This window comes from Actinoplanes sp. NPDC051411 (genome assembly GCF_040682075.1).
In the GTDB taxonomy this organism is placed as follows: domain Bacteria; phylum Actinomycetota; class Actinomycetes; order Mycobacteriales; family Micromonosporaceae; genus Actinoplanes.
In genome coordinates, this window is the sequence record NZ_JBFBAD010000037.1 from 22,495 (window position 1) to 35,436 (window position 12,942).

Below are 12,942 nucleotides of genomic sequence, written 5' to 3' on the forward strand. Positions count from 1 at the left end.
GGCGGAAGCCGGCGATCTCACGCCGAGCGGACGGATGATCTTCGATGAACCCGGTTGCCGAAATGCTGCTGAACGAGCCCACCCCCGCCGCCATCTGGGCGGCCCTGATGCTGTTGTGCCTGCCGGCGGTGTTCCTGCTGGCGAGCCCGCAGAGCCTGCGCCACCCCCGCCTCGCCCTGCTCGACGTCGTCGGCGCGGTGCGCCGCCGGGGCGAACTCCGCCTGCGGCTGCGGGCCGAGGCGGTCGAGACCATCCGGTACGCGGACGAGATGCGGGTCGCCGCCGACCAGGCGATCGTGGCCGCCGCGCGCTGGGAGCAGCGCCGCGACCGGGCCGCCACCGCGGCCACCGTGGCCTGGCAGGCCTGGCAGGAGGCGGGCAGCGAGCTCACCCGGCTGCGCGCCGCGGCCGCCTTCGCCAACCCGTGGACCGCGCCGACCCCGTCGGAGTACGCGGACCGTGACCACTACCTGCACCGGGCCGTCCGGGCCGCCGCCGACCGCGGTGACCTGCCCGCGACCGCGGTCGCCGACGCCCTGGCCGGCCGGGGCTGGGACGCCCGCCTGCACCAGTTCGACCAGGACGTGGCCGTGGCACGGGCGATCGTCGAGCACCGCCGCGAGTGCTACCGCCGGGCCGCCGCGGCCGAGGTGACCGCCTCCCACGACGCCCAGCTGGCGGTCCGCTCCCGCGACAGCCTCCGCCGCGAGTACGTGGCGGCCGCCGTCCGCGCCGCCGACGTCCACCACCTGGCTCCGGCGAGCCGCCCGGCGCCGCGCTCCGGGCGCCGCCCGGTCGTGGCCCGCGCCGCTTAGGACCGGCCGTCTGGCCGGCCCGCCGAGGTGTCCACGCCGAGGGTCTGTTCGAAGCAAAGGCCGGCCAACTCGGCGCCTGCAGTCGAGGACGCGTGACGTCCGGCCTGATGGTGGCGAGCCATTCCGCGTTGAGCGGGTGCGTGAAGGTCTTGGTAGCGCCCGCCGTTTCCCGGTGAAGTGAATGTCTACAGTGGACTACAGCCACCAATGTGGACAGTCGTCGTACCTTGACGGTCACGTAACTGGGATTGGTAGGTGCGCCCGGACGCGCAACGCCGCGTCTACAGCCTCCGGCCCGGCGGTGGAATCCGTTTGTTCGTCGGGGCGGCCGCCCTGGAAAGCCGGGCGCGGGTGGAAGTGTGCGAGCCCCCGCGGCGGCTCCGGGTGACGAGCAGGGAGACCGATGAAAGCTGGGCCGGGAGCTCGCTCTGTCCTATCAGGACATTGCGGTCCGCGTCGGATAACGGTCATCGCGGGCGCAACTGGCCGAGGCTGTGGCCGGTCGCCTTCTTGAACAGGTATTCCGCCCGCTCGTAGGACAGGCGCCGGCGGCCGGTGTCGGGGCACAGGTCGGCGTCGTCCGGCCGGCGGGCCGGAGCGGGGCGGCGGTCGCTGAGGAACAGCGGGCCCCGGGTTCGGTTGCCGACCAGCGAGGGCAACAATTCGGCGGTGCCGTCGCGCCAGGTGATCCCGGAACGGGACCGGCGGGCCGGCCGGTCGAGGTCTTCGACGTTCAGGGCCAGGACCGCGCCGATCGGGGCCGCGGATTCGCGCAACAGCAGCCACAGGGTGCGTTCGCGCAGCGGCGCGGCCTGAAACTCCAAGATGGACAGTGACGTGCGTGGCGCGGGTGCGACGGCCTGTTGGGCAAGCTCCGACGCCAACGAGGGATGCCCGGCCCAGACCAGGAAAGAGCGTACGGCGGAGACGTGCCGGTTCCAGGTGCGCGGGGAGACCGACGGCCATGCCGACGAGACGGCGTCCGACACGGCGGCCGCGGTCAGCGAGGTCATCGGAGCGCGGTCGCCCAGGGTGCGGCGTACGCGAAGAAGGGTCTGCCGGTAGGCCCGCGTGGTCGCCGGCGCAAGCGAAGGCCGCGCGAGGAAGGCGGCGATCGCCGCGCCCAGCGTGGGGCCGGCCGGAGCCGGGAGGTTCAGGGCGGCCGCGCGGTCGAGGAGGAAGGTGCGCTCGGCGTCGTTGCGGGTCAGGCTCGCCGCGCGGATCCACTCCTGGCGCGCCTCGGCCGGGCGGCCCAGGCGCTGCAGCAGATCGCCGCGGACGCTCGGCAACAGGTGGTAGCCGGCCAGCGAGGAACGCAGCCCGTCGACCAGGTCGAGGCCGGCCCGCGGACCGTAGGCGAAGCCGACGGCCACGGCCCGGTTGAGGCGGACGATCGGGGTCGGCAGGAAGTGTTCCAGCGCGGCGTAGAGCGTCGCGATCTGGGCCCAGTCGGTGTCCGCGGCCGACGGGGCCTGGGCGTGGCAGACCGCGATCGCCGCCTGCAGAACGTAGGGGCCGGGGGCGCCGCCGGCCGCGCGGGCCCGCAGCATCGCCGCGAAGCCACGACGGATCAGCAGGCGGTCCCAGCGTCCGCGATTCTGCTCGTGCAGCCGGACCGGCGACCCGGACGGGCCGGTGCGGGCGGCCGAGCGGGACTGCTGGATCTCCATCAGCGCGACCAGGCCGTGGACCTCGGCCTCGGACGGGGCCAGTTCGGCGAGCAGACGGCCCAGCCGGAGCGCCTCCAGGCACAGGCCGGGGCGCATCAGGTCGGTGCCCGCGGTTGCCGAATAGCCCTCGTTGAAGATCAGGTAGATGACGCCGAGGACCGAGGTGAGCCGGGCGGTGAGCTCCGGGCCGGACGGCAGTTCGTAAGGCACCGAGGCCAGGCCGCGCTTGGCCTCGGCGATCCGCTGGGTGATCACGGATTCGCCGACCAGGAAGGCCCGGGCGATCTCTCCGGGCGAGAGCCCGGCGACCACGCGCAGGGTGAGTGCCACCCGGGCTTCCATGGACAGTACGGGGTGACAACTCGTGAACATCAGCCGGAGCATGTCGTCGGACGTCGACTCCGGGCCGGCATCCTCGGAGAGCGGTTCGAGGCGCCGGGCCCGCCGCAGGTGGTCGATCGCGCGCCGCTTGGCGACCGTGGTGAGCCAGGCCGCCGGGTTGCCGGGCACGCCCTGGGCCGGCCACTGTTCGAGGGCGGCCACCAGCGCGTCCTGGGCGATCTCCTCGGCCAGGCCGACGTCGTGGACCGTCCGCAGGAGCCCGGCGACGATGCGCGCGGACTCCTGCTTCCAGACGGCCTCGACCGTGCCCTGGACCGACATCGGCCGGCTCAGGCGAAGACTTCGTGCACTTCGCTCTCGCCGTCGCCGACGATCCGCAGGAAGCGACGGCCGAGCTCGATCGCCTCCTCCTTGGTGCGGACCTCGACCAGCGCGAACCCGCCGACCGCCTCCTTGGCCTCGGTGAACGGCCCGTCGGTGACGGTGATCTCGTGGTCCTTCGAGGTGAGCTTGAAGCCGGTGCCGTCCAGGCCGCCGGTCGCCAGCAGCACGCCGGCCGCGGTCATCTCCTCGATGAAGGCCGCCATCTCGGTGAACAGCTTCTCGTCGGGCTCGTTGCTCGCGGTCTTCGACAGCATCAGGTAGCGCATCGGAGTCTCCCTCGGGGTGTTGTTTGACCACTCGTCGACCGAGCCGATGTGACAGGTAATCACCCTAGCGGCGGAACTCGATCAGGGTCAGGGAGTACGCGGGCAGCGCCTTCCCGACCGCCACCGGGTGCGGCTGGGAATCGGCCGGCGAGTACTGCTCGGCCGATACGGCGTGATAGCCCGGAACGGAGAACCGGGCGGTGGCGGCCCGGGCCGGGTCGTCGTTCTGCACCAGGAGCTGGAGCGTGCCGCCGGGTCCGCGGAGCGCGTGCCCGATCAGCAGCGGGTTCGACGAGGTCACCGGCACCATCACCCCGCCGCGCCGGGTCATCTGGCCGACCATCCGCATCGCCCAGTAGGGCCGGAACGGCGTCTGGGCCGGCGGCGCGCAGTCGGTGTTGTCGTCGTTGCAGTCGCCGGTCGAGAGCAGCCCCAGGTCGGAGTCGCCGTAGACGGCCCAGCCGCCGACGTGCAGTCCGAACCAGTCGACGCCGCGGGCCCCGCCGTCGAGCAGGCCGAGCATGTCGTCGGCCAGGTAGAGCGCGTTGACCTGCCCGATCTGCTGCTTGGTCGGTGCCGCGGCCGAGTTCGTCTCGCCGACCACGATCTGGGTGCGCGGGGACGCGTACCTGTCGAGCAGTTGCCGCAGCGCGGCCATCTTCGCCGCGTTCCCGCGAGGGAACGCCAGCACGCCGGCGTCCGAGTTGTCGTCGAGCCCGAACGGGTAGGCGTGGATGTCGACGAAGTCGGCCTTCGCGCCGACGATCGACATGACGGCCTCGTCCCACTGCTGGTAGGCGCCGCCCGGCACGCCGAGCAGCTCGACACCGACCTGGGCTCGCGGGTCGGCCTTCTTCATCGCGGCGATGAAGGTCAGCGCGTTTTTCGCGTACGCCTGGGGGCTCTTGTCGGCGTGCGCGTCGGGCTCGAAGTCGATGCCGTCGATGCCGCCGTTACCCCAGACCTCCTCGCCGACCGCCCACCGGTCGACGTGGTCGTGCTTCTGCTTCGCGTAGCGCACCCAGGCCGCCGCCTCGGCCGGAGTGCCCGTGCCGTAGTTGACGTGCACGAACGTCTGCGCCCCGGTCTCGTGCGCGACGTTCTCGAACTGGTCGAAGGAGAACGCGGGCGGGATCGACGCGTAGTCCGGGTGCCCGGCCGGGTCCGGGTCGGCCTGCTCGGTGCCGGTCCTCCAGTGGTAGAGGTCGCTGACCCCGCCACCGTTGAACTCCAGCGTCTGGATGCCGGCCTGGCGAATCAGCTCCGGCACCCGCGGGTCGGTGAAGACCGGACTCCAGAGCGGCTCGTTCACCCCGATCGCGCCCGGGCGCACCGTGGCGAGCGCGGTCTGCGGGCGTACGGAAACGGTGTCGCCGGCCGAAGGCGGCGCGGCGGCCGTGACCACCATGGTCCCGGCCACCAGCGCGGCGAGAATCCCCGTTGTCATCGCATCCTCCTGCGGAAGGGCGGCTTCCGGGATCGGAAGCCATCGATGACGACGCTAGGGCCGCGGCGGGCGGCCGGGACGTGGCGAACGTCCACGATGCGGCATGACAGAACGGCCACCGGTGACGGTGACAGATGGCCTGGACCGGCCCTATACGAGCAGCAGGTCGTGCAGGCGGGCCGAGGCGGCCGTGACCTGCTCCATGTGGGCGTTGTGGCCGAAGGTGCGAGGACGCGGGATCTCGATCTCGACGAGCTCGGCCAGGCGGCCGGGCCGGGAGCTGAGCACGGCGACCCGGTCGGCGAGCAGCACCGCCTCGGGGATCGAGTGGGTGACGAAGACGATCGTCGTCTGCATCTCGAGGTGGATGCGCTGAAGCTCGACCGCCAGTTCCTCGCGGGTGAGCGCGTCGAGGGCCGAGAACGGCTCGTCCATCAGCATGACCGTCGGCTGCTGGATGAGCGCCCGGCACAGCGAGACCCGCTGCTGCATGCCGCCGGAGAGCTCGTGCGGCAGCCGCTTGCGGAACGCGGTGAGGCCGGTCAGCTCGAGCAGCCGGTCGGCCCGCTCCCGCACGTCGGTCTTGCGCCAGCCGAAGATCTCGGCCGGCAGCATCACGTTCTTTTCGACACTGCGCCAGGGGAGCAGGGCCGGCCGCTGGAAGACCATGGCGACGTCGCGTCGCGGGCCGGTGACCGGCGTGCCGTCGATGGTGATCTCGCCGGCGGTCGGCTTGAGCAGGCCGGCGATCATGTTGAGCAGCGTCGACTTGCCGCAGCCGGACCGCCCGATCAGGGTCAGGAACTCGCCCCGGCCGACGGTGAGGTTGATGTCCTGGAGGGCCTCGACCGTGCCGCGCTTGCCGCGATAGGTCTGGCCCGCGCCGTTAATGTTGATCATGGCAGCCTCCGGTATCAGCCGTTGATCGCTCGGGCCCACGGCACCAGCAGGAGCTCGATGCCGGCCATCAGGTAATAGAAGATCGAACCGATGATGGCGAGCAGGACCAGGGCCGCGAAGGCGAGCGGGGTGTCGCTGTTGGTGCCGGCGCCGGAGATGACCGAGCCGAGCCCGTGATCGGGGTTGACGACCTCGCCGATCACCGCGCCGATGATGGCCAGTGGGGTGGCGACCTTGAGGCCGACGAAGATCTGGGGAAGCGCCCAGGGCAGGCGGACCTTGACGAAGGTCTGCCACCAGGTGGCGGAGAGCGAGCGGGCCAGGACCCGCAGGTCGCCGGGGGCCGAGGTCAGGCCGGCCATCGTCGAGACGATCACCGGGAAGAAGCTGACCAGCACGACCATGACGATTTTCGGGGTGTCGCCGAAGCCGAACCAGACCAGCAGCAGGGGAGCCAGCGCGACCTTGGGGATCGCGTTGACCGCGGCGAGCACCGGCATGGCCATGCGCTCGATGGTCTGCGAGGCGGCGAGCACGATGGCGATGGTGAGACCGGCGACCATCGCGATGACGAAGCCGATCAGCACCCGCCAGACCGTCACCCAGGTCTCGCTGAGCAGGTATTTCGGCACCTTGTCGAAGGACTCGACCACGTCGGCGGGCGACGGGACGTAGAACGGATCGATGCTGAAGACGATGGTGGCGAGCCACCACAGAGCGACCGCCAGCACCAGTCCGGAAGCCGGCAGGAACACGTTGGCCCAGACCCGGGAACGGGTCGATCCGGTGGGTTCGTCGGTCATAGAGAGTCACCGATCGTGATCGTGGGTGGTGGCACGGTATCGCAGGTGGAGGGCGAAGGGCCGGGCGGGTCTCCCCACCCGGCCCCGATGACGCGAGGGTCGAACCGGCTAGCTGGCGCCGATGAAGCTGAAGTCGGCGACCTTGTCCGGGGTCAGGCCGGCGGGCATCAGCCCGGCGCCCTGCAGGATCGTGATGCCCTTCTCGAGGCGAGCCTGGTCGATGTGACCGATCGGGGCGCCGTTGGCCGGCGTCACGTACGGCTTCATCGCGTTGATCTCGCCCTTGGCCGCCGGGATGGCGGAGGTGGGCTCGGCCTTGTTCAGGATCTGGGCCGCCTCGTCCGGGTGGTCCACGGTGTACTGCAGGCCCTGCATGGTGGCCTTGACGAACCGCGTGACCAGGTCCTTCTTGGTGGCGATGGTGTCCGGCGAGGTGATGATCGCGTTGCCGAACAGGTCACTGAGGTACTGGCTGTAGGGCAGCACCACGACCGGCTTGCCGGTGACGGTCTGCAGTGCGGTCTGGCTCAGCAGGAAGGTGCTCAGCGCGTCGACCTGCTTCTGCTTCATCAGGCCGTTGAGCGCGGTGGTCTGGACGCCCTTGATCGTGACCGTCTTGGGGTCGAGGCCGGCCAGCTTCGCGTACGCCGGGAAGAGCTGCTCGCTCACCGAGCCCGAAGCCGTGGCGACGGTCTTGCCCTTGAGGTCGGTCGGGCGGGTGATGCCGGTGTCGTTGGTCGTCATGATCGAGACCAGCGTCTGCTGGTGGATCGCGGCCACCGCGCGCCAGTCGGTGAACTTACCGAGGCCCGCCTGGATGATGGCGCCGGTGAAGTCGAGGGCGGCGAACTGAACCTTGCCCGACTTGAGGAGCGTCAGGTTGTTGGTGCCGGACGCGCCCTTCTGGATGTCGATGTCGATGCCGGCGTCCTTGTAGAAGCCCTTTTCCTTGGCGACCCAGACGAACGAGTCACGGCCGACCGCGCCGAACGCGGTCGCGTAGGAGACCTTGTCGAGGGTCTTGCCGTCGGAGCCCTTGCCGCCGTCTTTGTCGTCCGAGCTCGAGCACGCACCGGCGAGCGCGACCACGCCCGCGAGCAGCACGGCCGCGAGGGCGCGGGTAGGTCTGATCATGCGTTTCCTCCTGAGCCCACCCGGACCGGGTGGGAGTGAGTGAGTGTCCTGCGTGGGGGACTTGATCGACGCACGTTTATCCAGGTCGCGCGCCGGGGAGGATCGTAGACCAGATTGTCGACGATTTCCACGCGTGATCGAAAATCAGTGATGAACTCGCGCCATGGTAGTGAAGGACGAATCGTAGCTGCTAGAACCGTGTTCGATGTGTCTACTTCGGTCGTGATGAGCACACGGAGTACGGCACACGTGATGAGGAGAACCATGTCAGACGTCGATGCTCCCTCGGCCGCGGCCCGTGCGCTGGTCACCGGCGCGTACGACACGCACGTTCACATCGCGCCGGACGTGATGGAACGCCGCATCGACGACCTCGGGCTGGCCCGCCGCTGCCTCGAGGTCGGGCTCGCCGGCTTCGTGCTGAAATCCCACTACGTGACCACCGCGGAGCGGGCCGAGGTCGTCCGCAACGCGGTGCCCGGGGTCGATGCGCTCGGCGCGATCACCCTCAACGGGTCGATGGGCGGCATGAACCCGGCCGCGGTCGAGATCGCCGGCCGGCTCGGCGCCCGGGTCGTCTGGATGCCAACCGTCGATTCCCGCAACCAGCGCACCAACACCGCGGCCGACCTGCCCGGCGCCAAGCCCGCGATGTGGGGCGCGCTCCAGGCCGACCTGCACGCGCAGGGCATCGTGCCCGAGATCGTGCACGTGGTCGACGAGGACGGGCAGGTGCTCGAGATCGTCCGCAAGGTGCTGCGGGTGATCGCCCGGCACGACATGGTGCTGGCCACCGGCCACCTCGCGGCGCCCGAGATCGTCACGGTCGTGCGGGCCGCCCGCGAGGAGGGCGTACGCCGGGTGATCGTCACCCACCCCGAGTTCACCTCCCAGCGCCTGGGCGTCCCGGAGCAGCGGGAGCTCGCCGAACTGGGCGCGCTGCTCGAGCGGTGCTTCACCACGCCGTACACCGGGAAGGTCTCGTGGGACGACCTGTTCGCCCACATCCGCGACGTCGGGCCCGAGCACTCGATCATCTCCAGCGACCTCGGGCAGCCGTTCAACCCGCCGGTCGAGGACGGCCTGGCACTGTTCGCCGACCGCCTGCTCGAGGCCGGGTTCAGCCAGGACGAGATCCACAAGATGGCGGTCGAGAACTCCCGTTTCGTCGCCGAGGCCCCGAAGAAGTAGGCTCCCGCCGTGACCTCGATCGACAAGTCGGTCCCGCACAACGCTCGCGTGTGGGACTACTGGCTGGGCGGCAAGGACAACTTCGACGTCGACCGGCGGATGGGCGACAGCATCCGCGAGATGTTCCCGGTGATCAGCGACGTCGCCGGGCACAGCCGCCGGTTCCTCCGCCGCGCCGTGACCTATCTGGCCGGTGAGGCGGGGGTGCGGCAGTTCCTCGACATCGGCACCGGCCTGCCGACCGCCAACAACACCCACGAGGTCGCGCAGAAGATCGAACCGTCGTCGCGGATCGTCTACGTCGACAACGACCCGCTCGTGCTCGTGCACGCCCGGGCGCTGCTGACCAGCAGCCCCGAGGGCGTCACCGACTACGTCGACGCCGACGTCCACCACGTCGACGAGGTGCTGAGCGGGGCCGGGCGCACCCTCGACTTCGACCAGCCGGTCGCGGTCATGATGCTCGGCATCCTCAACTTCGTGCTCGACGACGAGGAGGCCGGCCAGATCGTGGCCGAGCTGGTCGAGGCGGTGCCGTCGGGCAGCTACCTGGCGATCACCCACCCCACGGTCGAGCTGGGCGGCGAGATGAACGTGCTGGCCATGGAGTTCTACAACAAGCGGGCCCGGCCCCGCATCCGGACCCGCGACCGGGCCCAGATCGCCGCCTTCGTCGACGGTCTCGACCTGGTCGAACCCGGCCTGATCTCGGCGCCGCAGTGGCACGCCGACGGCGCGGCGGCCGAGGTGCCGCTCTGGGCCGTGGTCGCCCGCAAGCCCTGAGGCCCGCAAGCCCGGAAACCCCGCAAGGCCTGAAGTCGTCTCTTCAGTACCCGTCGTTCACGAGCTGTGCGTCAGCCGTGTACCAGCGCCCGTCAACGTGTGTGGGCTCGACATCCGGTACGAATGGGGCGACACCTTGGCAGCTGCGCGTTTTCGAATCCTTCAGCACCGCACGGCGACCGACAGCGACGCCGACGCGGGCACGCTCAGCTGGCGACTCCTGGCGACCAACAACCGCGACCTCGGGCGGGCACCCGCCGGCTACCCGGACGCCGAGGCGTGCCGGGTGGCGATCCGCGAACTGCAGGCCACGATCGGGCGGGCCGAGCCGATCACCGTACGCAGCGGCCCGTCCAGCTGGGGCTGGCGGCTGATGATCGGCAGCCGGGTGGTCGTCGTCGCCAGCCGCCTCTATCAGCGCCGCATCCAGGCCGAACAGGCGGCCGGCGTCGTGCTCGGCCTGATCCCGACCGCCGAACTGGCCGGTCTCGACTAGGACTGGCCCTGGCCCCGCGACCACAAAACCGCGGCAACCAGCTCCGAGACCAGGGTCTCGGTCATCAGGCGTACGCCCGGATGGCCGTCATGCCGGAAGCGGACCGCCAGGGCCGCACCCGGCACCTCGCCGCCGACCCCGACGATCGTCGATTTTCGCCGGTGCAGCCAGTCGAGGGCCTGCTCGTCATAGCGGGAACCGGGGAGGAAGACCGCGGCGTAGCGCAGGGTCTTGGTCAGGTAGACGTCGACGTGCGCCCAGTCGCCGGTCTCGCACCCGTCGGCGGCCCGGCGCGGGCCCTCGCGGAACATCAGCGCCGACTGCAGGGCGGACGAGATCCGCTCGGCCGGCGCGATCGGGAAGATCCCGTCGCAGGTGTCCTCGGCGAGGAGTTCGAGGGCGGTGGGCAGCCAGGCGTCGCGGCGGTCGAGGAGGTCCTCGGTGGCCTCGGCGGTCCGGCGCGCGAGCTCGGCGGTCCTCGCGGTATCGCCGCCGGTCAGGTGCTCGACCAGGGCGTGCAGCAGCAGCTGGGTGTGCTGGAAGCTGCGGCAGGCCACGCCACCCTCCTCGACGCCGGCGTGCATCTCGACGACCGTGGTCGCGCGCCGGGCCAGCTCGGAGGCCGGGTCGTTGGTCAACGCCACGAAGTCGTGGCCGACGGCGTCGAGGGTTTCGCGGCTGCCGCCGGTCGCCGAGATCGCGATCGTCAGGGTCTCGCCGGACGGGAAGGCGGGGCGCTGCTCGGCGCTCGCGTATTCGGCCACCGCGTCCATGCCGCGGGCGCGGAGCCGGCGGGCGGCGACCTGGGCGGCGTAGCGGGAGCTGCCCATGCCAGCATGATCACGCGGGTCGTGGGTGGAACGTGTCGCCACGGGTTGTCCAGGGTGTCGGCCAGGGCTCGCAGGGTGGCGGGTTTGGCTTCGAGGTCCCGGAGGAACAGGTGCGGATTCATCGGGCATACCACGATTTCAGGACGCCCATCGGGGCGTATTGCCAGCGGGGCAGGAAGCGGGCGGCGTAGACCAGCTCCCGGCACTCCTGCTCGACCTCGAACGGGCGGAGGAGGGCCGGGTCGAACAGATGGGAGAGATTGCGGTCGGTGAGCTCGTCGACGTAGGCCGCGAGCAGGTCGTCGGCGGTCCGGCGGCCCCACGCCCGGAACTCCTCGACCCGCTGCCCGCCGGTGCGTTTGTTCGCGATCTCGGCGACGTGCAGGATGCTCGTGCGCAGCTGGGCGATGTCGCGCGCCAGTGGCTCGGGCCGGTCGGCCGCGGTCGGGTGGCCGTCGAAGTCGGTGACGGCAAGTTCGCTCCGTCCCTTCGGGCGCCATTTTAGTATTTGTCCGATATGGAGATCTCCGTGCAGGAGCAGCGCCGGGCCGGGCCGCTCACGGACCGACAGAGACTCTGTGGACGACGCCGCGAAGTTGTCGTACCCGCCCGGTTTACTCGTCCCACCCAGTTCCGGGGTGGGGGAGGCGGCGGGGGCGGCGGCGGGTGCAAGATCGACGGCCAATCGCGAGGCGATCGAGCGCACCCAGTCGTCCCCGGCCGCCGCGACCGCCTCGTCGACCGCGGTCTTCCAGTCGTCGGCGCCGGCCATGACCCGGACCGGTGACGGGATGACCGAGCTCGGCGTGGCCAGCGCGGCGTGCAACTCGGCCGCCAGCACGCCCAGTTCGGCCCCGAAGTCGGCCTCGCCGTCGAGCAGCGCGTCGACACCCCAGTCCCACCCGTCGAGGGCCCCGGGCAGGAACTGGGTGATCAGCGCGACCAGGTCGTCCCCGCGAAAGAGCGCGGCGTGCGGCGTCGGCATCCGCGTGAACCCGGCCTCGGCCAGGTGGGCCAGCAGCCGGGGGGACCGGTCCGGTCCGGGGGAGCGCATCCACTTGACGATCACACGCTCGCCGACGACCACCGAGCGGTTGGTCTGATCGACCGTGATCGGGCGCTCCTGCAACGGGCCGGGATCGATCGGCGCGAACACGCGCAGGCCCGGCCTTCCCTCGCCGCTGATCACGGCCGCGACCAGGTCGGCCGACTCGCTCATGCGGTCATCGCCAGCGGGTTGCCGGTCGCCTGCCGGGCGTACGACAGGATCAACTCGGCCGCCTCGGGCGTGCGCAGGGTCGGATGGCGGGCCACGATGCGGTAGCCGTACGCATCCTCCAGCGCGACCAGGTTGCGCCCGATCGTCAGCGAGTCGGCGGCCAGCGTGAACGCCCCGCGGGCCGCGCCCAGCTCGAGAATCATCTGATAGAGCGACACCTGCCGGTCGAACAGGGACGTCAGCAGCGTGGCGTAGACGCGGTTGCGACCGGCCGACCCGCCCAGCTCGCAGAGCAGGCGTACGTCATCGTCGTCGGCGTCCGTCGGAAGCCCGGACCGGATCGTGACGACCAGCTTCGTGACCGGGTCATCCAGAACGGCGACCCGGCGCAGCCTCTGCTCGTAGAACCGTTCCATGCCGGCCTGGTGCGCCTCGAGGAGCAGGTCGCTCAGGTCGGGGTAGTGGTAGAGGACCGCGCCCGACGTCAGGCCGGCCTGCTCGGCGACCTGGTTGAGCAGCACCCCGTCGGTGCCGTGCCGCAGCATCGCCCGCCGGGCCGCTTCGATCAGGTCGGCTCGGCGCTCGGCGCGCGACTTGCGGGTCGTCATTGGCGGTTCCGTTCAGCTGCGGGCCCCCACCATAGGCCCTGGGTATTGACGCCG

General features: G+C 70.9%; 13 protein-coding genes. 4 read left to right on the top strand and 9 right to left on the bottom strand.

What is annotated here, in order from left to right; genetic code table 11:
- The first annotated feature begins 44 nt into the window (after positions 1-44).
- Positions 45-815 carry a hypothetical protein gene (locus tag AB0M88_RS21495; RefSeq protein WP_364104744.1) on the top strand — a complete coding sequence of 257 codons (771 nt, stop codon included), beginning with the start codon at positions 45-47 and terminating at the stop codon, positions 813-815.
- A gap of 467 nt (positions 816-1,282) precedes the next feature.
- On the opposite strand, the gene AB0M88_RS21500 is transcribed toward AB0M88_RS21495, so the two are convergent.
- From AB0M88_RS21500 to AB0M88_RS21525, 6 genes are all read right to left on the bottom strand, one after another.
- Positions 1,283-3,148: a DUF6596 domain-containing protein gene (locus AB0M88_RS21500; RefSeq protein ID WP_364104747.1), complete on the bottom strand. Its 1,866-nt coding sequence runs from the start codon at positions 3,146-3,148 to the stop codon at positions 1,283-1,285.
- A gap of 8 nt (positions 3,149-3,156) precedes the next feature.
- Positions 3,157-3,477: a YciI family protein gene (locus AB0M88_RS21505; protein WP_364104750.1), complete on the bottom strand. Its 321-nt coding sequence runs from the start codon at positions 3,475-3,477 to the stop codon at positions 3,157-3,159.
- A gap of 64 nt (positions 3,478-3,541) precedes the next feature.
- A complete protein-coding gene (locus AB0M88_RS21510; RefSeq protein ID WP_364104753.1) occupies positions 3,542-4,924 on the bottom strand; it encodes a hypothetical protein in 1,383 nt (460 codons plus the stop codon).
- Positions 4,925-5,074: 150 nt separating this feature from the next.
- Positions 5,075-5,824 carry an ABC transporter ATP-binding protein gene (locus AB0M88_RS21515; RefSeq protein ID WP_364104756.1) on the bottom strand — a complete coding sequence of 250 codons (750 nt, stop codon included), beginning with the start codon at positions 5,822-5,824 and terminating at the stop codon, positions 5,075-5,077.
- Positions 5,825-5,838: 14 nt separating this feature from the next.
- Positions 5,839-6,627: an ABC transporter permease gene (locus AB0M88_RS21520; RefSeq protein WP_364104759.1), complete on the bottom strand. Its 789-nt coding sequence runs from the start codon at positions 6,625-6,627 to the stop codon at positions 5,839-5,841.
- 108 nt (positions 6,628-6,735) lie between these two features.
- A complete protein-coding gene (locus AB0M88_RS21525) occupies positions 6,736-7,761 on the bottom strand; it encodes an ABC transporter substrate-binding protein (RefSeq protein ID WP_364104762.1) in 1,026 nt (341 codons plus the stop codon).
- 264 nt (positions 7,762-8,025) lie between these two features.
- Between AB0M88_RS21525 and AB0M88_RS21530 the strand changes: the two genes are divergently transcribed.
- The 3 genes from AB0M88_RS21530 (at position 8,026) to AB0M88_RS21540 (ending at position 10,231) form a co-directional block, all read left to right on the top strand.
- Positions 8,026-8,952, top strand: coding sequence for a DUF6282 family protein (locus AB0M88_RS21530; RefSeq protein ID WP_364104765.1), 927 nt, complete (start codon positions 8,026-8,028; stop codon positions 8,950-8,952).
- Between the two features lie 9 nt (positions 8,953-8,961).
- The gene (locus tag AB0M88_RS21535) at positions 8,962-9,735 is read left to right on the top strand and encodes an SAM-dependent methyltransferase (RefSeq protein ID WP_364104768.1); all 774 of its coding nucleotides are present in this window, start codon (positions 8,962-8,964) and stop codon (positions 9,733-9,735) included.
- 136 nt (positions 9,736-9,871) lie between these two features.
- Positions 9,872-10,231, top strand: coding sequence for a hypothetical protein (locus AB0M88_RS21540; RefSeq protein ID WP_364104771.1), 360 nt, complete (start codon positions 9,872-9,874; stop codon positions 10,229-10,231).
- Here the strand turns inward: AB0M88_RS21540 and AB0M88_RS21545 are convergent.
- From AB0M88_RS21545 to AB0M88_RS21555, 3 genes are all read right to left on the bottom strand, one after another.
- The gene (locus tag AB0M88_RS21545) at positions 10,228-11,061 is read right to left on the bottom strand and encodes an iron dicitrate transport regulator FecR (RefSeq protein ID WP_364104774.1); all 834 of its coding nucleotides are present in this window, start codon (positions 11,059-11,061) and stop codon (positions 10,228-10,230) included. The genes AB0M88_RS21540 and AB0M88_RS21545 overlap by 4 nt on opposite strands.
- A 118-nt stretch (positions 11,062-11,179) precedes the next feature.
- Positions 11,180-12,280 (bottom strand): hypothetical protein, encoded by a 1,101-nt coding sequence (locus AB0M88_RS21550; protein WP_364104777.1) that lies wholly within the window; start codon positions 12,278-12,280, stop codon positions 11,180-11,182.
- On the bottom strand, positions 12,277-12,888 hold the full coding sequence (locus tag AB0M88_RS21555) for a TetR family transcriptional regulator (protein ID WP_364104780.1): 612 nt from the start codon (positions 12,886-12,888) through the stop codon (positions 12,277-12,279). The genes AB0M88_RS21550 and AB0M88_RS21555 overlap by 4 nt, the downstream gene beginning before the upstream one ends.
- Positions 12,889-12,942 lie beyond the last annotated feature (54 nt).